The sequence below is a fragment of the Streptomyces chartreusis NRRL 3882 genome, assembly GCF_900236475.1.
Taxonomy (GTDB): domain Bacteria; phylum Actinomycetota; class Actinomycetes; order Streptomycetales; family Streptomycetaceae; genus Streptomyces; species Streptomyces chartreusis_D.
In genome coordinates this window covers 7,055,001-7,074,663 of the sequence record NZ_LT963352.1, presented here as the reverse complement: position 1 = coordinate 7,074,663, position 19,663 = coordinate 7,055,001, and the positions used below count along the sequence as shown (strand labels likewise).

The 19,663-nt window shown below is 71.5% G+C and carries 16 protein-coding genes and 2 rRNA genes (1 of these 18 running past the window's edge); 4 read left to right on the top strand and 14 right to left on the bottom strand.

Annotated features, from left to right (window positions below):
• Positions 1–28: 28 nt before the first annotated feature.
• Positions 29–1,411 (top strand): FAD-binding oxidoreductase, encoded by a 1,383-nt coding sequence (locus SCNRRL3882_RS32020; protein WP_010046030.1) that lies wholly within the window; start codon positions 29–31, stop codon positions 1,409–1,411.
• Here the strand turns inward: SCNRRL3882_RS32020 and SCNRRL3882_RS32015 are convergent.
• On the bottom strand, positions 1,398–2,354 hold the full coding sequence (locus SCNRRL3882_RS32015) for an LLM class F420-dependent oxidoreductase (protein ID WP_010046029.1): 957 nt from the start codon (positions 2,352–2,354) through the stop codon (positions 1,398–1,400). The two genes, SCNRRL3882_RS32020 and SCNRRL3882_RS32015, sit on opposite strands and share 14 nt — an antisense overlap.
• A gap of 126 nt (positions 2,355–2,480) precedes the next feature.
• Here SCNRRL3882_RS32015 and SCNRRL3882_RS32010 point away from each other — a divergent pair, with 126 nt between their 5' ends.
• Positions 2,481–4,148: a PucR family transcriptional regulator gene (locus SCNRRL3882_RS32010; protein ID WP_010046027.1), complete on the top strand. Its 1,668-nt coding sequence runs from the start codon at positions 2,481–2,483 to the stop codon at positions 4,146–4,148.
• An 83-nt stretch (positions 4,149–4,231) separates the two neighbouring features.
• Here the strand turns inward: SCNRRL3882_RS32010 and SCNRRL3882_RS32005 are convergent, their stop codons facing one another.
• From SCNRRL3882_RS32005 to SCNRRL3882_RS31985, 5 genes are all read right to left on the bottom strand, one after another.
• Positions 4,232–5,377: a glycosyltransferase family 4 protein gene (locus SCNRRL3882_RS32005; RefSeq protein WP_029181605.1), complete on the bottom strand. Its 1,146-nt coding sequence runs from the start codon at positions 5,375–5,377 to the stop codon at positions 4,232–4,234.
• A gap of 211 nt (positions 5,378–5,588) precedes the next feature.
• Positions 5,589–7,307 (bottom strand): DNA repair protein RecN, encoded by a 1,719-nt coding sequence (recN, locus tag SCNRRL3882_RS32000; RefSeq protein WP_029181604.1) that lies wholly within the window; start codon positions 7,305–7,307, stop codon positions 5,589–5,591.
• Between the two features lie 171 nt (positions 7,308–7,478).
• On the bottom strand, positions 7,479–8,384 hold the full coding sequence (locus SCNRRL3882_RS31995; RefSeq protein WP_029181603.1) for an NAD kinase: 906 nt from the start codon (positions 8,382–8,384) through the stop codon (positions 7,479–7,481).
• Positions 8,381–9,196, bottom strand: coding sequence for a TlyA family RNA methyltransferase (locus tag SCNRRL3882_RS31990; RefSeq protein WP_010046018.1), 816 nt, complete (start codon positions 9,194–9,196; stop codon positions 8,381–8,383). Before SCNRRL3882_RS31990 ends, SCNRRL3882_RS31995 begins: the two co-directional genes overlap by 4 nt.
• A gap of 7 nt (positions 9,197–9,203) precedes the next feature.
• Entirely contained in the window at positions 9,204–9,512 is a 309-nt protein-coding gene (locus SCNRRL3882_RS31985; RefSeq protein ID WP_010046016.1) for a hypothetical protein, read from the bottom strand.
• A 42-nt stretch (positions 9,513–9,554) separates the two neighbouring features.
• Between SCNRRL3882_RS31985 and SCNRRL3882_RS31980 the strand changes: the two genes are divergently transcribed.
• Entirely contained in the window at positions 9,555–9,902 is a 348-nt protein-coding gene (locus SCNRRL3882_RS31980) for a sterol-binding protein (protein WP_010046015.1), read from the top strand.
• Here SCNRRL3882_RS31980 and SCNRRL3882_RS31975 read toward each other — a convergent pair.
• The 4 genes from SCNRRL3882_RS31975 to SCNRRL3882_RS31960 form a co-directional block, all read right to left on the bottom strand.
• Positions 9,886–10,752 (bottom strand): ABC transporter ATP-binding protein, encoded by an 867-nt coding sequence (locus SCNRRL3882_RS31975; protein WP_078602949.1) that lies wholly within the window; start codon positions 10,750–10,752, stop codon positions 9,886–9,888. The two genes, SCNRRL3882_RS31980 and SCNRRL3882_RS31975, sit on opposite strands and share 17 nt — an antisense overlap.
• On the bottom strand, positions 10,749–11,789 hold the full coding sequence (locus SCNRRL3882_RS31970; RefSeq protein ID WP_010046013.1) for a FecCD family ABC transporter permease: 1,041 nt from the start codon (positions 11,787–11,789) through the stop codon (positions 10,749–10,751). The genes SCNRRL3882_RS31975 and SCNRRL3882_RS31970 overlap by 4 nt, the downstream gene beginning before the upstream one ends.
• Positions 11,786–12,829 carry a FecCD family ABC transporter permease gene (locus SCNRRL3882_RS31965; RefSeq protein WP_029181602.1) on the bottom strand — a complete coding sequence of 348 codons (1,044 nt, stop codon included), beginning with the start codon at positions 12,827–12,829 and terminating at the stop codon, positions 11,786–11,788. Before SCNRRL3882_RS31965 ends, SCNRRL3882_RS31970 begins: the two co-directional genes overlap by 4 nt.
• A gap of 106 nt (positions 12,830–12,935) precedes the next feature.
• Positions 12,936–13,967: an HAD hydrolase-like protein gene (locus SCNRRL3882_RS31960; protein ID WP_010046009.1), complete on the bottom strand. Its 1,032-nt coding sequence runs from the start codon at positions 13,965–13,967 to the stop codon at positions 12,936–12,938.
• A gap of 72 nt (positions 13,968–14,039) precedes the next feature.
• Here SCNRRL3882_RS31960 and SCNRRL3882_RS31955 point away from each other — a divergent pair, with 72 nt between their 5' ends.
• Positions 14,040–15,332 (top strand): DUF1015 domain-containing protein, encoded by a 1,293-nt coding sequence (locus tag SCNRRL3882_RS31955; RefSeq protein ID WP_029181601.1) that lies wholly within the window; start codon positions 14,040–14,042, stop codon positions 15,330–15,332.
• Between the two features lie 63 nt (positions 15,333–15,395).
• Here SCNRRL3882_RS31955 and SCNRRL3882_RS41375 read toward each other — a convergent pair whose 3' ends face one another.
• The 4 genes from SCNRRL3882_RS41375 to SCNRRL3882_RS31940 all read right to left on the bottom strand — a co-directional run.
• Positions 15,396–16,127, bottom strand: coding sequence for a tetratricopeptide repeat protein (locus SCNRRL3882_RS41375; RefSeq protein WP_029181600.1), 732 nt, complete (start codon positions 16,125–16,127; stop codon positions 15,396–15,398).
• Entirely contained in the window at positions 16,019–17,122 is a 1,104-nt protein-coding gene (locus tag SCNRRL3882_RS41370; protein ID WP_202458669.1) for a hypothetical protein, read from the bottom strand. Before SCNRRL3882_RS41370 ends, SCNRRL3882_RS41375 begins: the two co-directional genes overlap by 109 nt.
• A 226-nt stretch (positions 17,123–17,348) precedes the next feature.
• Positions 17,349–17,465 (bottom strand): 5S ribosomal RNA (gene rrf, locus SCNRRL3882_RS31945).
• A 105-nt stretch (positions 17,466–17,570) separates the two neighbouring features.
• A 23S ribosomal RNA gene (locus SCNRRL3882_RS31940) occupies positions 17,571–19,663 on the bottom strand (it continues 1,029 nt past the right edge of the window).

Below are 19,663 nucleotides of genomic sequence, written 5' to 3'. Positions count from 1 at the left end.
AATTCCCCCTTTTGGGAAGGGGGCGGCCATGGCTTCCCTCTCGAAGGCGGGCGCGGCCCTCACCGCGCTGCGCGAGGATCTGACCGGCGACGTGTTCGCTCCGGAGGACCCGGGCTACGACGAGGCCCGGGCCGTCTTCAACGCCATGATCGACCGACGGCCCGCCGTGCTCGCGCAGTGCGCCGACGAGGACGACGTCGTGCGGGCCGTGCGGTTCGCCAGGGAGCTGGATCTGCCCGTCGCGGTCCGGGGCGGCGGCCACAGCGTGGCGGGCATGGCCGTGAGCGACGGCGGCGTGGTGGTCGATCTGCGCCGGATGCACGAGGTGACCGTGGATCCGGCGGCCCAGGCGGTCCGGGTCGCCGGCGGGGCCACGATGAGCCACCTGGACCGGGCCACCCAGCCGTACGGACTGGCGACGACCGGCGGTCGTGCCTCCACCACCGGCGTCGGCGGCTTCGTGCTGGGCGGCGGCACCGGCTGGCTCGACCGCTGGTGCGGGCTCGCCGTCGACAACCTGCTGGGAGTCGAACTCGTCACCGCCGACGGCACCCGTGTCCACGCCGACGCGGACGAGAACCCGGACCTGTTCTGGGCCCTGCACGGCGGCGGCGGTAACTTCGGCGTCGCCACGGCGATGACGCTGCGGCTGCACGAACTGCCCGAGTTCTCCATCGCGCTGGTGCTGTACCTGCCGGAACACGGCCCGGACGTGGTGCGCACCTACCGCGAGGTGATCGCGCACGGGCCCGACGAGGCGGGCGGTGGCGCCCTCTATTTCACCGGCCCGCCGGAGGAGTTCGTGCCCGAGCACCTCGTGGGCACGCTCGTGTGCGGCACGCTGCTGACGTACGCCGGCGGCGAGGACGACATGCGCAAGGTCGCCCAGCCCCTGCTGGCCCTGCCGCACGAGGCCGAGATCGTCGGCGCGATGCCGTACGCCGACGTCCAGTGCATGATCGACGACCCGCCGGGCATGCGGAACTACTGGTCGGCGGAGTACCTGACGGGCGCGCCCGACGACTTCGTGGACGTCTTCTGCGCCCGGGCCGCGTCCATGCCGGTGCCCACCGGCACCCAGCACGTGCTGTTCCCGCAGGGCGGGGCGATCGCCGACGGCCCGGGCGAGTATCCGGTGCCCTACCGGGACGCGCCCTGGGCGGTGCATCCCTTCGGCATCTGGGAGGACCCGGCGGACGACGAGCGGTGCGTGCGGTGGGTGCGGGACGTGCGCGCCGACGTGCGGCCGTGGAGCACCGGTGCCGTCTACCTGAACTTCATCGGTGACGAGGGCACCGATCGGGTGGTCGCGGGACTGGGCGCGGAGAACACCCGGCGGCTGGCGGAGCTGAAGCGGCGTTACGACCCGGACAACGTGTTCCGCTTCAACCACAACATCACGCCGGCCTGAGGGCCGTGAGCGTCCGCTCCCCCGCCACGTCGCCCGCCGTGGCCGGGACCAGGGCGATCTCGTCGAGGCCGGCCTCGGCGTAGGCGTCGATGCGGGCGCGGACGGTACCGACATCGCCGACCAGCGCGACCCTCTCCGCGGCCTCGGGCGGCAGGGCCCGCAGCAGCGTGTCGGGGTCGGCACCCTTGGCGGCCAGTTCGACGACCTCGGCGAACCCCGCCTCGACGAACATGTCGCTGTAGCCCGGCACGGTGAGATAGCCGACGACGCTGCGCAGGACCTGGGTGAGCGTCTCGGGCTCCGGATCCACGGCGGCGGGCAGCCAGGCGGCCAGCCGGGGCGGCGTACGCCCGGCCCGCTCGGCGGCGGCGAGCATCCGGGCCCGCAGCATGCGGACCTGCTCGGGGGAGACGATGTCGAGCAGCATCCGGTCGGCGTGCTCGACGGCCGCGGCGACCGCGCGTTCGCCGAACGCCGCGACGGTGACCATGCCTCCCGGCGGCGGGAGACGGCGCGGGAAACCGCTGCCGGGCACGATCGGCTCGCCCGGCCGGCTGTCCATCAGCGCGCGCACGGCCGCCGCCGACTCCGCGAGGGCGGCGGCGGGCCGGGTCCGCGGCCGGCCGTGCACGCCCTCGACGACGCGCTTGCTGGAGGTGCCCAGGGCCACGCCGACGGGCCGGCCGGTGACGGCCGCGGTGGACGCGGCGCCCCGCACGATGGTGAGCGGGTCGCGCACCGACACCGGGACGGGGCCGGCCGTCAGCGTCGCCTGCTCGGTGGCCGCGCCGATCGCCGTCGCCAGGACGAACGAGTCCCACGTCGGTCCCTCGCCCGCCCACACCTCCCGGTACCCGAGCCGGTCGGCGAGCACCGCCACCCGCAACGGCTCCTCGACCGGGCTGTCGTCCTCACGCCCCACCGCGACCACACTGATGTCCATGACCGCGCCCGTACCCGGTCGATCACGTCGTAATCCGTTGAGATCCGCCGCGGACTCGGGAAGGTGATCGTCCCGGTGCCCCTCCGCAGATGTCCCGGAGGCAGCTGCACGGGTAGCGTCCGGCTCATGGACAGCGGGACGGACAGCGGCTTCGACACCCGGGGCGCCGGGATCACGGTGCAGCGGGCACTGGAGCTGCCGGGGCTGCGCAGTGGGCTGCCCGAGGTGCTGGCGGGGGCCGACCGGCTGGGGCGGACCGTGCGCTGGGTGCACGCCGGTGAGGTGCCGCACATCGCTTCGCTGCTCAAGGGCGGCGAGCTGCTGCTGACCACGGGCTACGGCCTCGGCGCCCGCCCGGCCGAACAGCGGGCGTTCGTGCGCACGCTGGCCGAGCGCGGCATCGCCGCCCTGGTCGTGGAGCTCGGCCCGCGCTTCACACGGCTGCCCGCCGCCCTCGTCGACACGGCCCGTTCGGCCGGGCTGCCGCTCGTCCAGCTGCACCGCGAGGTGCCGTTCGTCACGGTCACGGAGGAGATCCACACCGAGATCGTCAATGGCCACTACGCGCTGCTCCAGCGGGCGGAGGAGGTGCACCGGCGGTGCACGGAGGCCCTGCTGGGCGGCGGCGGGGTGCCCCAGGTCCTCGGCATCCTGGCCGACTTCGGCGGCAACCCCGTCTTCCTGGAGACGGCGGACGGGCAGTTGCTGTACGCCGCGGGGGCCGGTCCCGAGGGCGCGGACCCGCTCCAGGTGTGGGAAGGGCTGCGCGGCCAGCACAAGGACGAGCCGCCGCTCGCGGGCTCGGTCCTGGTGGACGTGCCGGGCGGCGGGCCCGGCAGCGGGGGCGTCCGCGCGCGGCTCGTCCTGCTGCCCGTACGGGCTTCCCTGGCGCCGGTGCACCGGATGGCCGCCGAGCGGGCCGCGGGCATCCTGGCCGTGGTGCTGATGCAGGCACGGCAGGAGGAGGAGCTGGCGGCGCGCGGGCGCGGCGACTTCCTCACGGACCTCGCCGAGGGCCGGGTCACGGCTCAGGACGCCCCGGCGCAGGCGCGCGTCCTCGGCTTCCGGCCGGGCGACGGCCCGCTGCTGCCGGTCGTCATGCGGCTCGGCGACGCCCTGTCGCCGGGGGGAGGCTGGGCCGTGCTCGCCCGGGCGGTGTCCGAGGAACTGGCCTCGGTGGGCGTGCCGGTGCTGCTCGGGGTGCGGCCGGTGGAGAGCCGGGTGCTGGTGCTGCTGGGGCTGCGCTCGGAGGCTGAGCGGGCGACGGTCGCGGACCGGGTCGCGGCGGCGCTGCGGGCCGGGGTCGGCCGGGCCGGGATGCTGCGGCCTGGCGGGCAGCCGCCCGTGGTGGTCGTGGGGGTGGCCGGAGGCTGGACGGCCGCGGCGTCGGGCCTGCGGCACGCGGCCGAGACGGCCACGGCGGCCCAGGGCCTGCCGGACCGGCCCTGGTACGACGCCCGGCGCCTGGACATCGATCTGCTGCTGTGGCGGCTGCGCGACCATCCGGACCTGGCCGCCTTCGTCGACCGGGCCCTCGGCCCGCTCCTGGAACACGACCGGCGCTCCCGTCCGCCGCTGCTGCCCACCCTGTCGACCTACCTCGCCCACGCGGGACGCAAGGCGGAGACGGCCCGGGAGCTCCACCTCAACCGGCAGACGCTCTACAACCGTCTGGCGCGCATCGGGGAGTTGCTGGGCACGGACCTCGACGACCCGCAGACGGTACTGGCCCTGAGCCTGGCGCTGCGGGCCCGCAGGCACGTTCCCCAGGGTCCGCTCCAGGGCGGCCCCTAGGGCCTGTCGTTTGGATCAGGTCGCAGGGAATCGGCGGCATCTCGTCAGCGCCGGTGAGCGGGGTCTGATACAAACGTCAGGCCCTAGGCGAGGGGCCGGGGCTGGGTCAACTCGTCGTACACGCTGAGCACTTGGGCGACCGTCTCGTCCTCGCTCGGCCAGGTCGCCGCCTGCCGGGCGCCCCTGGCCTTCAGCAGCTCCCGGCGCTCGGGGTCGCCGAGCAGGCGTACGACGGTGCCGGCGAGCGCCTCCGCGTCACCGCACGGTACGAGTTCGGCCGCGTCGCCGACGAGTTCCGGGATGCCGCCGACGTCGGTCGCGACGAGCGGCACACGCGTGTGGAGGGCCTCCTGGGCGAGGACGGAGCGCGCCTCCTCCCGCCGGCTCGGCAGCAGGGCGAGGTCGGCGGCGGCGAGCAGGTCGGTGATGTCGTCGCGCCGCCCGATGAGCCGGACGGGCAGCCCCTCGTCCTCGATCCGCTCCTGGAGTTCACCGCGCAGCGGCCCCTCGCCCGCGATCACGACCAGGGGCACGGGGTCGAGCCGGCGCCACGCGCGCGCGGCGTCCAGCAGCACGTCGTACCCCCGGTGCCGCTCCAGAGAGCCGACGGCCATCAGCAACGGCCGTCCGATGGAGCCGAGTTCGGCACGCACCTTGGGCCGCAGCCGGTCGGGATCGTCGGGCTCGACGGACCTGCGGGGGCCGGGCAGCGCGACGGCCGCGAGCCGCGCGTCCCGCGCGCCGCTCCGCCGCGCCCGGTCCACGAGGGCCGAGGTCGTCCCCAGCACCACGGTGGCCGCCTTCACGACCCGCCGCTCCAGCACCCGCAGCAGATGGGCGCGGGCCCCGTCGGCGTGCGCCCGGTCGTGCCACGTCACGACCAGCGGAGTCCGCACGCGCCGCCCGCTGAGAGCGAGCACGGTGCGGAACGAGGCGTGCAGCCCGTGCGCGTGCACCAGATCGGCATCGGCACAGGCCACCCGCAGGGCCGCGACCGACACCGGGTCACTGCTGCGCGGCACATGCACATGGTCGGCCCCGACACCGCTGAAGTCATAGGCGCGCTCCGCCTCATAGGGGGCGCACACCGTGACCTTCACGCCCCGCGCGACGAGCCCCGCAGTCAGGGAGCGCACATGCACACTGCTGGCCGCATTGCCTCCGCCCAGCACCTGAACGGTGCGCAACGGCGACTGGCCATGCGGTGAGTGGCTGCTCACGGGGGTCACGTGGCCGGGCTCCTGGTTCGGGTCGGGCGGTCACCGCGCAGGATTCCCACGCGTCCTCCGCCAAGGATGCCAGGACACATGCGAGTTCCGGGAACGCCCGAAGCCCGGCGGCGCGACAGCGGGGCGCGGCAGCGGGGAGACGCGCCGGGCCGGGTCACCCACACGAGTGAAGATCGGCACGTCTCCCGTCAACTACACGACCGCGTCTTCGCTACAGATCCGCCCGGGCCGTCGCCAGCAGCTCCTCCGCGTGCGCCCGGGCCGTCTCCGAGTCCTCCTGGCCGGCGAGCATCCGGGACAGCTCCCGGACCCGCTCCTCCCCTTCCAGCACCTTCACACCGGAACGGGTGACCGACCCGTCGTTCGTCTTCTCGACCAGCAACTGCCGGTCGGCGAAGGCGGCGACCTGTGGGAGATGGGTCACGACCACGACCTGCGCGGTCTTCGCCAGGCGCGCGAGCCGCCGGCCGATCTCGACCGCCGCCTTGCCACCGACACCGGCGTCGACCTCGTCGAAGAGGTACGTCGGCACGGGATCCGTCCCCGCGAACACGACCTCCACGGCCAGCATCACACGGGACAGCTCACCGCCGGACGCCCCCTTGGCGATCGGCCGCGGCGGCGCGCCCGGGTGCGGGGCGAGCAGCAGCTCGACCTCGTCGGCACCCGCGGGCCCGTACGCGACCGGACGGCCGCCGACCTCGACGCCCTCCGGGTCCTCGGTCTGCCGGATGTCGAAGGACACCCGCGCGTGCGGCATGGCCAGCGAGGCCAGCTCGGCGGTCACGGCCGCGGCGAACCGCTCGGCGGCCTCCGTGCGCGCGTCCGTCAACGCCTGTGCCAGCCCGCCCAGTTCGGCCCGCAGCGCGTCCCGCTCGGCGGTCAGTTCCCCGATCCGCTCGTCGTCGCCGTCGAGTTCGGTCAGCCGGGCGGCACTGCGCTCGGCCCAGGCCAGCACGGCGGCGATGTCCTCGCCGTACTTCCGCGTCAGCCCGGTCAGGGCGGCCCGCCGCTCCTCGACGGCCGCCAGCCGCAGCGGATCGGCGTCCAGGTCGTCGGCGTACCCGGCCAGGTCACCGGCCGCGTCGCGCAGCAGGATCCCGATCTCCCCGATGCGGTCGGCGAGCGCGGCCAGCGCCGGGTCGTGCGACCGTACGGCGTCCAGGGCCCGCTGCGCGCCCGCGACGAGCGTCCCGGCGTCGACGCCCTCCGGGTCCTCCGGATTGCCCGCGAGCGCGGCGTGCGCGACCGCGGCGGCGGACGCCAGGGCCTCGGCGTGCCCGAGCCGCTCGGCCTCCTCGGCGAGCTCCACGTCCTCACCGGCCCGGGGCTCCACGGCGGCGATCTCGTCGAGCCCGTAGCGCAGCATGTCGGCCTCCTGGGCCCGCTCACGCGCGCGCGTGGTGATCTCGTCGAGCTCGGCGGAGACGGCCCGCAGCCGCTTGTACGCCTCGCCGTACTTGGCCAGCGGCACGGCGACCGCGTCGCCCGCGTACCGGTCGAGCGCCTGCCGCTGCCGGGACAGCTTGAGCAGCCCCTGCTGGTCGGTCTGCCCGTGCACGGCCACCAGCTCGTCGGCTAGCTCGGCGAGCACGCCGACGGGCACGCTGCGCCCGCCCAGGTGCGCCCGTGAGCGCCCCTCGGCGGAAACGGTACGGCTGATCAGCAGAGCCCCGTCGTCGAGCTCGGCCCCGGCCTCCTCGGCACGTACGGCGACCGTGGCGTCGTCCGGGACGGTGATCCGCCCCTCCACCACGGCCTTCCCGGCCCCGATCCGCACGAGCGCCGGGTCCGCGCGCCCGCCCAGCAGCAACCCGAGGCTGGTGACCACCATGGTCTTGCCCGCACCCGTCTCACCGGTGACCGCGGTGAACCCGGGCGACAGCTCGACAACGGCGTCGTCGATCACACCGAGCGACCGTATCCGCATCTCCTCCAACACGGACACGACCTTACGAGGTCCGGGCCAGGGATTGCGACTGGCCCGGTCTTGTCACCCACGAGAGTGGCAACGCCCTTCTTTCAGGGGCGCGGGGAACTGCGCTACCAGCCACAACGAACCCGCACCCGCCGACGACGAGCAACCACCCCCCACAAACCGCTAGTGAGGAGCCCCCCGCCACCCGGAAACGGGCAGCGCGAACTTGGCCACCAGCCGGTCCGTGAACGACGCATGATGCAGCCGGGCCAGCCGCACCGGCACAGCCCCCCGCCGCACCTCCACCCGCGCCCCGGGCGGCAACTCCACGGTCCGCCGCCCGTCACACCACAGCACCCCCGGCGGAATGTGTGGCAGAACCTCCACAGCCAACACAGAATCCGGCGATGTCACCAACGGCTTCGCGAACAACGCGTGCGCGCTGATCGGCACCATCAACAACGCCTCGACCTCCGGCCACACCACCGGCCCACCCGCGGAGAACGCGTACGCCGTCGACCCCGTGGGCGTGGCGCACACGATCCCGTCACAGCCGAACCCCGTCACCGGCCGCCCGTCGATCTCCAGGACGACCTCCAGCATCCGCTCGGCGGACACCTTCTGCACGGCCGCCTCGTTCAGCGCCCAGTCCGTGTGCACGATGTCCCCGTTGCGGTGCACCACGACGTCGACGGTCATCCGCTCCTCGACCTCGTACGCCTTGGTCACCACCCGGTCGACGACCTTGTCGAGGTCGTCCCGCTCGGCCTCCGCGAGGAACCCGACCCGCCCGAGGTTGACGCCGAGCATCGGCACGCCCGACGCCCGGGCGAACTCGGCACCGCGCAGCAGCGTGCCGTCACCGCCCAGCACGATGAGCAGCTCACACCCGTCGAGGCACTGCGGAGTGGCCTCCTTGACCAGCTCCACCTCGTCCGGCAGCGGCAGGTCACGCGCCTCGGCCTCCAGGACGCGCACGCCCAGCCTGGAGCGCAGCAGTCCCTTCACCACGAGCTCGGCACTGCGCACGGCGGCGGGCCGCCCGGTGTGGGCGAGCAGGAAAACAGTACGAGCTCGGTTCTCGGTCAACGCGGCCCCTCCGCCACTGCACGGTCGACATCGGCCGGGTCCAGTTCCGGTGCCCCGGCCCGCAGCCACAGAAAGTATTCGACATTCCCCGAAGGCCCGGGCAGCGGACTGGCCGTCACGCCCTTCACCCCGAGCCCCAGTCCCCAGGCCTTCTGGGCCACCCCCGCCACCGCTTCGGCCCGCAGCTGGGTGCTGCGCACGACTCCCCCGCTGCCCAGCCGCTCCTTCCCCACCTCGAACTGCGGCTTGACCATCATCACCAGGTCCGCGTCCGGCTTCACGCACCGCACCAGGGCGGGCAGGACCAGCCCGAGCGGGATGAAGGACAGATCCCCCACGACAAGATCCACAGGCTCCCCATCTATCTCTTCAAGTGTCAATTCGCGTACGTTCGTACGGTCCTTGACGGTGACGCGTTCATCGTTCTGAAGAGACCAGGCGAGTTGTCCGTATCCGACGTCCACGGCGACGACATGGGCGGCGCCCGCCCGCAGCAGGACATCGGTGAAACCGCCGGTGGACGCGCCGGCGTCGAGCGCCCTGCGCCCATCGACGACCAGGCCCTGCGGCATGAACGCCGCCAACGCGCCGGCGAGCTTGTGGCCGCCGCGCGACACGTAGTCGGGGTCGTTGTCGTCGGCCGCGACGACGATCGCGGCCGCGGTCTCCACCTGCGTGGCGGGTTTGGTCGCGACGGTCTTGCCGACGGAGACCCGCCCGGCGGCGATCAGCTGGCCGGCATGCTCACGCGAGCGCGCGAGCTTCCGGCGGACCAGCTCCGCGTCGAGACGGCGGCGAGCGACTCCTGCCACGGTGTGTTCAGCTCCTGTGTTCGTACGGCCGCGGGGGCACCGGAGGTCCCGGGCGGGCGTCGAGCGCGGTGAGCGCGTCGCGCAGCCCCCGGTGTACATCCTCGTACACCTCGACGTGTCCGTCCGTGGCGAGGTGGTCCGCGTCACCGAGCCGGTCCAGGGCCGCGTCCACGTCGGCGTTGCCCGTGGGGGTGCGGGGCACGTCCAGCGGGGCGGGGGCGGCGGGGTCGTCCTCCGGTTCCGGCGCCGGCTCGGGCTCCGGCGCGGGAGCGGGCTCTTCCTCCGCCGCCGGCGTTTCGGGAACTGCGTCTTCCATGCCCCGACGCTACCGCGAACCGCTGCGGTACCGTCGACCGCGATGGCCACGATCGAGGAGTGCCGCAGCGCACTCGACAAGCTCTCCGACAACATGCAGCGCGCCGAAGGGGACGTCCGCGACGCGGCGGCCCTGGACCGTTCGGTGAGCTGCCACATCACGGACCTGGACGTCACCTTCGTCGGCCGCATGCGCGGCGGGCGGATCGAGGTGCACGACACCGTGCAGGGACCGCCGCCGGACAGGGCCGAGATCAGGCTCGCCATGACGGGCGACGACCTGGTCGCCCTGGTCGACGGCGAGCTGAGCTTCGCCAAGGCCTGGGGCTCGGGCCGGGTGAAACTGCACGCGGGTGTGCGCGACCTGCTGCAGCTCAGGAAGCTTCTGTAGCGACCGCCTGCCCGGCCCCGTTCCCTGCCGGGGCCCCGGCGCGTGCCTTGCGCGCCGCCGGCACGACCAGGGGCGTGCCCGTCTCCGGGTCGTCGATGACCTGGCAGCGCAGTCCGAAGACCTCCTCCACCAGGTCGGCCGTGACGATGTCCTTCGGCGTGCCCTCGGCGATGACCCGGCCCTCGCGCAGGGCGATGAGGTGCGTGGCGTAGCGGGCGGCGTGGTTCAGGTCGTGGAGCACGGCGACGAGCGTGCGCCCCTGCTCCTCGTGCAGCTCCGCGCACAGGTCCAGCACGTCGATCTGGTGCTGGATGTCCAGGTACGTCGTCGGTTCGTCGAGCAGCAGCAACGGCGTCTGCTGGGCGAGTGCCATGGCGATCCACACGCGCTGGCGCTGACCGCCCGACAGCTCGTCGACGTAGCGCTCGGCCAGCTCGGCGACGCCGGTCTGCCGCATCGACTCCTGGACGACCCGCTCGTCCTCGGTCGACCACTGGCGCAGGATCCCCTGGTGCGGGTAGCGGCCGCGGCCCACCAGATCGCCGACGGTGATGCCGTCGGGCGCGATGGACGACTGGGGCAGCAGACCGAGCGTCCGCGCGACCTTCTTCGCGGGCATCGACTGGATGGTCCGACCGTCGAGCAGCACCCGGCCCGCACTGGGCTTGAGCATCCGCGACAGCGCCCGCAGGAGCGTCGACTTGCCGCACGCGTTGGGGCCGACGATCACGGTGAAGGAGTTGTCGGGTATCTCCACCGACAGTTGCTCGGCGATCACCCGCTGGTCGTAGGCGAGGGTGACGTTCTCGGCGGACAGACGGTTCACGGTGCTCCTTCGGTTCTTGCTCATATCCGGCCCGCCTTGCGCTCGGTGACCAGCAGCCACAGCAGATAGACACCGCCGAGCACGCCGGTGACCACACCCACGGGCAACTGCTCGGCGCCGAACGCCCGCTGCGAGAGCCAGTCGGCGATGACCAGCAGGGCGGCGCCCATGCACAGGGAGGCCAGCAGGTTCGGGCCCGGCGCACGGGTCAGGCGCCGGGCCAGCTGCGGCGCGGTGAGCGCGACGAAGCTGACGGGACCGGCAGCGGCGGTCGCCGACGCTGTCAGCAACACGGCCGCCACCATCAGCAGCAGCCGTACGCGCTCCACCCGCACCCCGAGGGCGTACGACACGTCGTCACCCATCTCCATCATCCGCAGCCCGCGCGCGTTGCTCAGGACGAGCGGCACGAGCACGGCGCACAGCCCGAGCAGCGGCCACACCTGGGCCCAGTCACGGCCGTCGAGGGATCCGGTCATCCACACGACCGCGCGGGCCGCGTCCACGATGTCGGACTTGGTGAGCAGATAGCCGTTGACCGCCGTGACGATCGCGGAGACACCGATACCGACCAGCACCAGCCGGTATCCGTGCACGCCCCGCTTCCAGGCGAGCACATAGATGGCCAGGCCGGTCACCAGGCCGCCCACCAGCGCGCCGGCGGCGACCTGGTTCGCGCTCCCGGAGAACAGCACGATCACCGTGAGCGCTCCGGCCGTCGCCCCCTGCCCGAGGCCCAGCACGTCCGGACTGCCCAGCGGATTGCGGGAGATGGACTGGAACAGCGCGCCCCCGAGCCCGAGCGAGGCGCCGACCAGCAGCCCGACCAGGACCCGCGGCAGCCGCAGTTCGTTGACGATGAACTCCTGGCCGGCGTTGCCCTCGCCGAACAGCGTCCGCAGCACGTCGGCGGCCGGGATCGGGAAGTCGCCGGTGCCGATGAGCACGACACTCGCCGTGAGCGCCGCGACCAGCAGCAGGAGCACGACGGTGAAGGCCCGCACGTCCAGGCGCACGGAGAGCCCGCCCGGGGTCCTCACAGCACGGTTGGTGGTCTTCACAGCTGCGCCGTCCTCCGCCGTCGTACGAGATAGATGAACACCGGCCCGCCGAGGATCGCGGTGACGATGCCCACCTGCAGTTCCGCGGGCCGGGCCACGATCCGGCCGACGACGTCGGCGCCGAGCAGCAGCACCGGCGACAGGATCGCCGCGTACGGCAGGATCCAGCGCAGGTCGGGCCCGGTGAAGGAACGCACGACGTGCGGCACCATCAGCCCGACGAACACGATCGGCCCGCAGGCCGCGGTCGCCGCCCCGCACAGCACGGTCGCCGCCAGCATGGACAGCGCCCGCGTCCGGTTCAGGTTGGCGCCGAGCGCCTTGGCGGTGTCGTCGCCCATGGCCATGGCGTTGAGCGGCCGGGACAGCGCCAGCGCCAGGACCATGCCGGCCAGCAGGAACGGCAGGACCTGCCTGATGATCGAGTCGCTCGCCGAGGACAGTGAACCGACCGTCCAGAACCGCATCTTGCCGAGCGCCGCGTCGTCCATGATCATCACGGCCTGCAGGTAGCCGTAGAGCGCGGCGCTGAGCGCCGTACCGGCGAGCGCGAGCCGCACCGGCGTCGCGCCCCGGCTGCCGCCCAGGAACCACACCAGCGCCCCGACCGCGGCCGCGCCGAGGAACGCGAACCAGACGTAGCCGCTGAGCGAGGTGATCCCGAGGTACGTGATGGCCGTGACGACCGCGGCGGACGCGCCCGCGTTGATGCCGAGCAGCCCGGGGTCGGCCAGCGGGTTGCGCGTGAGCGCCTGGAGAACCGCTCCGGCCAGACCGAGGGCTGCTCCGGCCAGCAGCCCGAGCACGGTCCGCGACAGCCGCTCCGCGACGACGACGTCGCCGTACGTCCCCGAGTCCTCGAACAAGCCGTGCCAGACCTGCCCGAGGGACAGTTCTTTCGCTCCGATCGCGATACTCGCCAGCGCGACGAGCACCAGGATCGCGACGGCCAGGACGAGCCCAAAGGCACGTATCGCCCGTCGGGCCGGGGGCGCGGGGGCGGTCTCCGCGCGCTGTTCGGGGGGACTCTCGACCAACACGCAGGTTAGGTTAGCCTACCCTGCCATTCGATCTCGATCCCGAGCCCTGCCGCCGCCACGGGCGCCCGACCGGAGCGTGCCCGCGAACCAAGGATCCAACCGGCAGTCAAAGCCCCAGCCTCGCCAGCGACTTCCCTCCGTCCAGCTCGCAGACCCCCGCACCGGCGGCCGTCCACGCCGCGGCACACAACGCGCGCAGCCCGTCCAGCGCCTCACCGTCCCCGTCGAGCTCCAGCCGGTCCGCACCGGCCGTCGCCGTCCAGTCACCGCACCGGAAGCCGCCGTCGCCCGCCTCCACGACATCAGGCTGGCCGCTGAGCATCCCGCGCAGATCGGCGTCCACATACGTCGGCCGGTGCTGCGGCGGCGCCGCCAGCAGCTGAGCGCCGTCGGTCACCCCGGTCAGGACGAGCAGCGAGTCGACCTCCCCGTTGAACGCGCCCTCGATGTCTGTGTCCAGCCGGTCGCCCACCACCAGCGGCCGCTCCGCCCCGGTCCGCAGGATGGTCTCCCGGTGCATCGGCGGCAGCGGCTTGCCCGCGACCTGCGGCTCGGCGCCCGTGGCGATCCGCACCACCTCCACCGCCGCGCCGTTGCCCGGTGCGATACCACGCCCGCTCGGAATCGTCAGGTCGGTGTTCGAGGCGAACCAGGGCACACCGCGCGCGACGGCGTAACTGGCCTCCGCGAAGCGCCCCCACGGCAGCTCGGGACCGCCGTACCCCTGCACCACCGCCACCGGATCGTCGTCCGCCGACTCCACGGGCACCAGCCCGCGCTCGCGCAGCGCCACCCGGAGCCCCTCACCGCCGATCACCAGCACGCGAGCGCCCTGCGGCACCTGCTCGCTGATCAGCCGCGCGACCGCCTGCGCCGAGGTGATGACGTCGTCCGCGCCCGTCGGTATGCCCAGCTCGGTCAGATGCTCGGCCACGGTGTCCGGAGTCCGCAGCGCGTTGTTGGTGACGTACGCCAGACGCATCCCGCCCGTCCGCGCCGTGGCCAGCGACTCCACGGCGTACGCGATCGCGCTCCCGCCCGCGTACACGACACCGTCCAGGTCGAGCAGCGCCGTGTCGTACGCCTCGTTCAGGGCCTGCCCACTGCCCTCGGGCCTCGTCCTGACGCTCCGGCTCATCCCGCATCGCTCCTCGTTCGACGGCTTTCCCCCGATCATCCCCCATGCCACTGACAGCCGTACGATGCCGGGATGAACACAGCAGGTCACTCGGAAGCAACGGAGCGCCGAGGCCTGGAACTCACCCCGTTCCGAGGCCTTCGCTACGACCCCGACCGGGTCGGCAGCCTGGCCGCAGTGACGTCCCCGCCGTACGACGTCGTCGTCCGCCCCGACGGAGTGCACCATCTCCAGTCCGCCGACCCGCACAACATCGTCCGCCTGATCCTCCCCCAGGCCGCCACTCCCAGCGCCCGCAACGACCAGGCCGCGCAGACTTTGCGCCGCTGGCTGTCCGAGGGCGTCCTGACCACCGACCCGGATCCCGGCCTGTACGTCTACGAGCAGCGGGACGGCAACGGCATGCTGCAACGCGGCATCATCGGCGCCCTGCGCGTCTCGGACCCGGCCGAGCAGGTGGTGCTGCCGCACGAGGACGTCATGCCGCACATCGTCGCCGACCGCGCGGCCCTGATGCGGGCCACCTCCGCGAATCTCGAACCCCTCCTGCTGACCTACCGCGGCGACGACTCGACGACCGCCACGGCGGACCTGATCGAGCGCACCGCCGAGCAGCCACCGCTCCTCGCGACCACCACGGAGGACGGCTTCAGCCACCGCCTGTGGTCGGTCACCGCCCCCGCCGACCTGACGACGATCCAGAGCGGCCTGGCCCGTCACCAAGCCCTCATCGCCGACGGCCACCACCGCTGGGCGACCTACCGCCGCCTCCGCACGGAGCACCCCTCCCCCAGCCCGTGGGACCACGGCCTGGTCCTCCTGGTCGACACGGCCCGCTACCCCCTCCGCGTCCGCGCCATCCACCGCCTCCTCCACGACCTGCCGGTCGGCGACGCCGTAGCCGCCCTGGACGGCCACTTCCGCGTGCGCCGCCTCGAAGTCCCCCTGCCCGAAGCCCTGGCGACGCTCGCGGACGCGGCCTGCGCGGGCAACGCGTTCCTGCTCGCCGGCGACGGCGCCTTCCACCTCGTCGACCGACCGGACCCGGACCTCCTGGCCCGCACGGTCCCCGCCGACCGCCCCACCGCCTGGCGCACCCTCGACGCGACGGTCCTGCACGCCACGCTCCTCGACCACGTCTGGCGCATCCCCGAGGACTCCCCCGCCCACATCTCCTACATCCACGACACGGCCGCCACGGTCGCGAAGGCGGAACGCGACGGCGGTACGGCCGTCCTGATGCACCCGGTCCGCGAGGAGGTCGTCCGCGACCTGGCCCGGCAGGGCGTCACCATGCCGCGCAAGTCGACGTCGTTCGGCCCGAAGCCTGCCTCGGGCCTGGTACTGCGCGCGCTGGACCTCTGACGCGCTGTTTCCGACACACGAAGGGGGCGGATCCCGACCGGGACCCGCCCCCTCCGCGCGATGTCAGTCCTTCTCCTCCTCGGCGGTGTCGCCGCCCTCACCCTGGTCCTCGTCCTCGGCCAGGGCGTCCACGAACTCCACCCCGTCCAGCTCGGCGAGCCGGTCCGAGGCGTCCGTGCTGCCGTCCCGGTCGGCCTCCACGGCCTTCGCGAACCACTCCCGCGCCTCGCTCTCCCGCCCGGCCTCCAGCAGTGCGTCGGCGTAGGCGTACCGCAGGCGAGCGGTCCACGGCTGCACGGAGTTGGAGGCCAGCTCCGGGCTCTGCAGCGTCACGATGGCCGCGTCCAGCTGCCCCATGTCCCGCCGCGCACCGGCCGCGACGAGCCGCATCTCGACCTGTCCGGCCTTGTCGAGCTTGTGCACCTCGGGCGCCCCGGCCATGTCCAGCGCCTTCTCCGGCCGTCCGAGCCCGCGCTCGCAGTCGGCCATGACAGGCCACAGGTCGATGTTCCCCGTCATCCGCTTGGCGGCCCGGAACTCGGCCAGCGCCTCGCCGTACTTCTGAGTGGCATACGCGGCGAACCCGGCGGCCTCCCGCACGGCGGCGACCCGCGACGCCAGCCGCAGCGCCACCCTGGAGTAGCCGTACGCGCCCTCGGGGTCCTCGTCGAGGAGCCGCGCGACCATCACCAGGTTCTTCGCGACATCGTCCGCGAGCGTCTTCGGCAGGCTCTGGAGCTCCTGCCGTACGTCCTTGTCGATCTCCTCGCCCGTGACGTCCTCGGGGATCGGCAGCCGCTTGATCGGCTCCCTGTCCCGCTCCCGCTCCTCACGGAACCGGCCGCCGCCACGCCGGTCGTCCCGACGGTCGTCGCGCCGGTCATCACGACCCCGGAAGCCCCCGGGCCGCCCACCGCGATCATCACGCCGCGGGCCACGCCCACGGTCGTCCCGCCCACGGAAACCACCGCGGTCGCCGCGGGTGTCACGGCTGTCGTCTCGCCTGAACTCGCCACGCTCGCTCCGAGGACCGTCGTCCCGGCGGAATCCGCCACGCCCGCCCCGAGGGGCGTCGTCGCGCCGGAAACCGCCGCGCTCCCCGCGGTCGTCCCCGCGACGGTCGTCACGGCGCTCGTCACGGCCGCGGAAGCCACCGCGGTCGTCACGCCGGAAGCCACGGTCGCGGTCGTCGCCGCGGGGGCCACGGTCCCGGTCGTCACGCCGGAAACCGCGGTCACGGTCGTCCCCACGGAAGCCACGGTCCCGGTCGTCGCGCCGGAAGCCACGGTCGCGGTCGTCGCCCCGAGGCCCGCGGTCCCGGTCGTCGCCACGGAAATTACGGTCCCGGTTGTCGCGGCGCTCCGGGGCACGGTCGTCACGCCGGGGGAACCCTCCTCGGTCGCCCTCGCGCCTGTCGTCACGGCGGTCATCGCGCCTGTCGTCCCGACGGTCATCCCGTCGGAAGCCACCGCGCTGCCCGCGGTCATCGCCCCGTCGGTCATCGCGCCGGCTGTCGTCACGGCGGCCGTAGCCACCGCCACGGTTGTCGTCGCGGCGGAACCCGCCACGGTCCCGGTCGTCCCGTCGCTCTCCTCGGTCATCCCGCCGGAAGGAGGGACGGTCACCGCGGTCGTCCCGCCGGAAGCCGCCCCGGTCACGGTCGTCCCTGCGCGGTCCTCGGTCGCGGTCGTCACGCCGGCCGCCACCACCACGGTTGTCATCACGCCGGAAGCCACCACGCTCACCGCGGTCGCTCCGCTCACCTCGGTCGCTGCGGCGGAAGCCGCCACGGTCGCCACGGTCCCCGCGCTGACCGCCGCGGTCGCTCCGGTCCCCCTCCCGTCGCCGCTGGTCGCGCTCCGGTCGGTCGTCGGGAGAGTTGGTGGACATGGTGACTCCTGTCTTCGGTACCGCAAAGTCATTCTCGCGCAGCCGGGTGCCCAGCGCGCAGTGCAAAAACAAAAAGGACCCCTGGTCCCAGCTGAACGCTGGTGACCAGGGGTCCTTCCAAAGATTGTTCGGCGGCGTCCTACTCTCCCACAGGGTCCCCCCTGCAGTACCATCGGCGCTGTAAGGCTTAGCTTCCGGGTTCGGAATGTAACCGGGCGTTTCCCCTACGCTATAACCACCGAAACCCTAATGGTTTCGAGCGAACAAGCACACTCTTCAATTGTTTGTTCTACTCAAAGCCGACAACTGTTCGTTGTCTCAGAACTAACACAGTGGACGCGAGCAACTGAGGACAAGCCCTCGGCCTATTAGTACCGGTCAACTCCACACGTTACCGTGCTTCCATATCCGGCCTATCAACCCAGTCGTCTACTGGGAGCCTTACCCCATCAAGTGGGTGGGAGTCCTCATCTCGAAGCAGGCTTCCCGCTTAGATGCTTTCAGCGGTTATCCCTCCCGAACGTAGCCAACCAGCCATGCCCTTGGCAGAACAACTGGCACACCAGAGGTTCGTCCGTCCCGGTCCTCTCGTACTAGGGACAGCCCTTCTCAAGACTCCTACGCGCACAGCGGATAGGGACCGAACTGTCTCACGACGTTCTAAACCCAGCTCGCGTACCGCTTTAATGGGCGAACAGCCCAACCCTTGGGACCGACTCCAGCCCCAGGATGCGACGAGCCGACATCGAGGTGCCAAACCATCCCGTCGATATGGACTCTTGGGGAAGATCAGCCTGTTATCCCCGGGGTACCTTTTATCCGTTGAGCGACGGCGCTTCCACAAGCCACCGCCGGATCACTAGTCCCGACTTTCGTCCCTGCTCGACCCGTCGGTCTCACAGTCAAGCTCCCTTGTGCACTTACACTCAACACCTGATTGCCAACCAGGCTGAGGGAACCTTTGGGCGCCTCCGTTACCCTTTAGGAGGCAACCGCCCCAGTTAAACTACCCATCAGACACTGTCCCTGATCCGGATCACGGACCCAGGTTAGACATCCAGCACGACCAGACTGGTATTTCAACGACGACTCCACACTAACTGGCGTTAGCGCTTCACAGTCTCCCAGCTATCCTACACAAGCCGAACCGAACACCAATATCAAACTGTAGTAAAGGTCCCGGGGTCTTTCCGTCCTGCTGCGCGAAACGAGCATCTTTACTCGTAGTGCAATTTCACCGGGCCTATGGTTGAGACAGTCGAGAAGTCGTTACGCCATTCGTGCAGGTCGGAACTTACCCGACAAGGAATTTCGCTACCTTAGGATGGTTATAGTTACCACCGCCGTTTACTGGCGCTTAAGTTCTCAGCTTCGCCCCACCGAAATGGAGCTAACCGGTCCCCTTAACGTTCCAGCACCGGGCAGGCGTCAGTCCGTATACATCGCCTTACGGCTTCGCACGGACCTGTGTTTTTAGTAAACAGTCGCTTCTCGCTGGTCTCTGCGGCCACCCCCAGCTCAGAGCGCGAAGCTCATCACCAGATGTGGCCCCCCTTCTCCCGAAGTTACGGGGGCATTTTGCCGAGTTCCTTAACCATAGTTCACCCGAACGCCTCGGTATTCTCTACCTGACCACCTGAGTCGGTTTAGGGTACGGGCCGCCATGAAACTCGCTAGAGGCTTTTCTCGACAGCATAGGATCATCCACTTCACCACAATCGGCTCGGCATCAGGTCTCAGCCCTGTGTGCGACGGATTTACCTACCGCACGGCCTACACCCTTACCCCGGGACAACCACCGCCCGGGCTGGACTACCTTCCTGCGTCACCCCATCACTCACCTACTAACCGCTTGGTTCAGCGGCTCCACCACTCCCCCTCACTCCGAAGAGATCAGGGGCGGCTTCACGGCCTTAGCATCACGATGCTCGATGTTTGACGCTTCACAGCGGGTACCGGAATATCAACCGGTTATCCATCGACTACGCCTGTCGGCCTCGCCTTAGGTCCCGACTTACCCTGGGCAGATCAGCTTGACCCAGGAACCCTTAGTCAATCGGCGCACACGTTTCTCACGTGTGAATCGCTACTCATGCCTGCATTCTCACTCGTCAACCGTCCACAACTCGCTTACACGGCTGCTTCACCCGGCAGACGACGCTCCCCTACCCATCCACACACCCGTTGGGGCTATTGTGTGAATGACACGACTTCGGCGGTACGCTTGAGCCCCGCTACATTGTCGGCGCGGAATCACTAGACCAGTGAGCTATTACGCACTCTTTCAAGGGTGGCTGCTTCTAAGCCAACCTCCTGGTTGTCTGTGCGACTCCACATCCTTTCCCACTTAGCGTACGCTTAGGGGCCTTAGTCGATGCTCTGGGCTGTTTCCCTCTCGACCATGGAGCTTATCCCCCACAGTCTCACTGCCGCGCTCTCAC

Excerpts from the sequence above, each read along its gene's own strand:
- SCNRRL3882_RS32020 (WP_010046030.1), top strand. The coding sequence starts at position 29 with ATGGCTTCCCTCTCGAAGGCGGGCGCGGCCCTCACCGCGCTGCGCGAG.
- SCNRRL3882_RS32015 (WP_010046029.1), bottom strand. The coding sequence starts at position 2,354 with ATGGACATCAGTGTGGTCGCGGTGGGGCGTGAGGACGACAGCCCGGTC.
- SCNRRL3882_RS32010 (WP_010046027.1), top strand. The coding sequence starts at position 2,481 with ATGGACAGCGGGACGGACAGCGGCTTCGACACCCGGGGCGCCGGGATC.
- recN (WP_029181604.1), bottom strand. The coding sequence starts at position 7,307 with ATGCGGATACGGTCGCTCGGTGTGATCGACGACGCCGTTGTCGAGCTG.
- SCNRRL3882_RS31985 (WP_010046016.1), bottom strand. The coding sequence starts at position 9,512 with ATGGAAGACGCAGTTCCCGAAACGCCGGCGGCGGAGGAAGAGCCCGCT.
- SCNRRL3882_RS31980 (WP_010046015.1), top strand. The coding sequence starts at position 9,555 with ATGGCCACGATCGAGGAGTGCCGCAGCGCACTCGACAAGCTCTCCGAC.
- SCNRRL3882_RS31975 (WP_078602949.1), bottom strand. The coding sequence starts at position 10,752 with ATGAGCAAGAACCGAAGGAGCACCGTGAACCGTCTGTCCGCCGAGAAC.
- SCNRRL3882_RS31960 (WP_010046009.1), bottom strand. The coding sequence starts at position 13,967 with ATGAGCCGGAGCGTCAGGACGAGGCCCGAGGGCAGTGGGCAGGCCCTG.
- SCNRRL3882_RS31955 (WP_029181601.1), top strand. The coding sequence starts at position 14,040 with ATGAACACAGCAGGTCACTCGGAAGCAACGGAGCGCCGAGGCCTGGAA.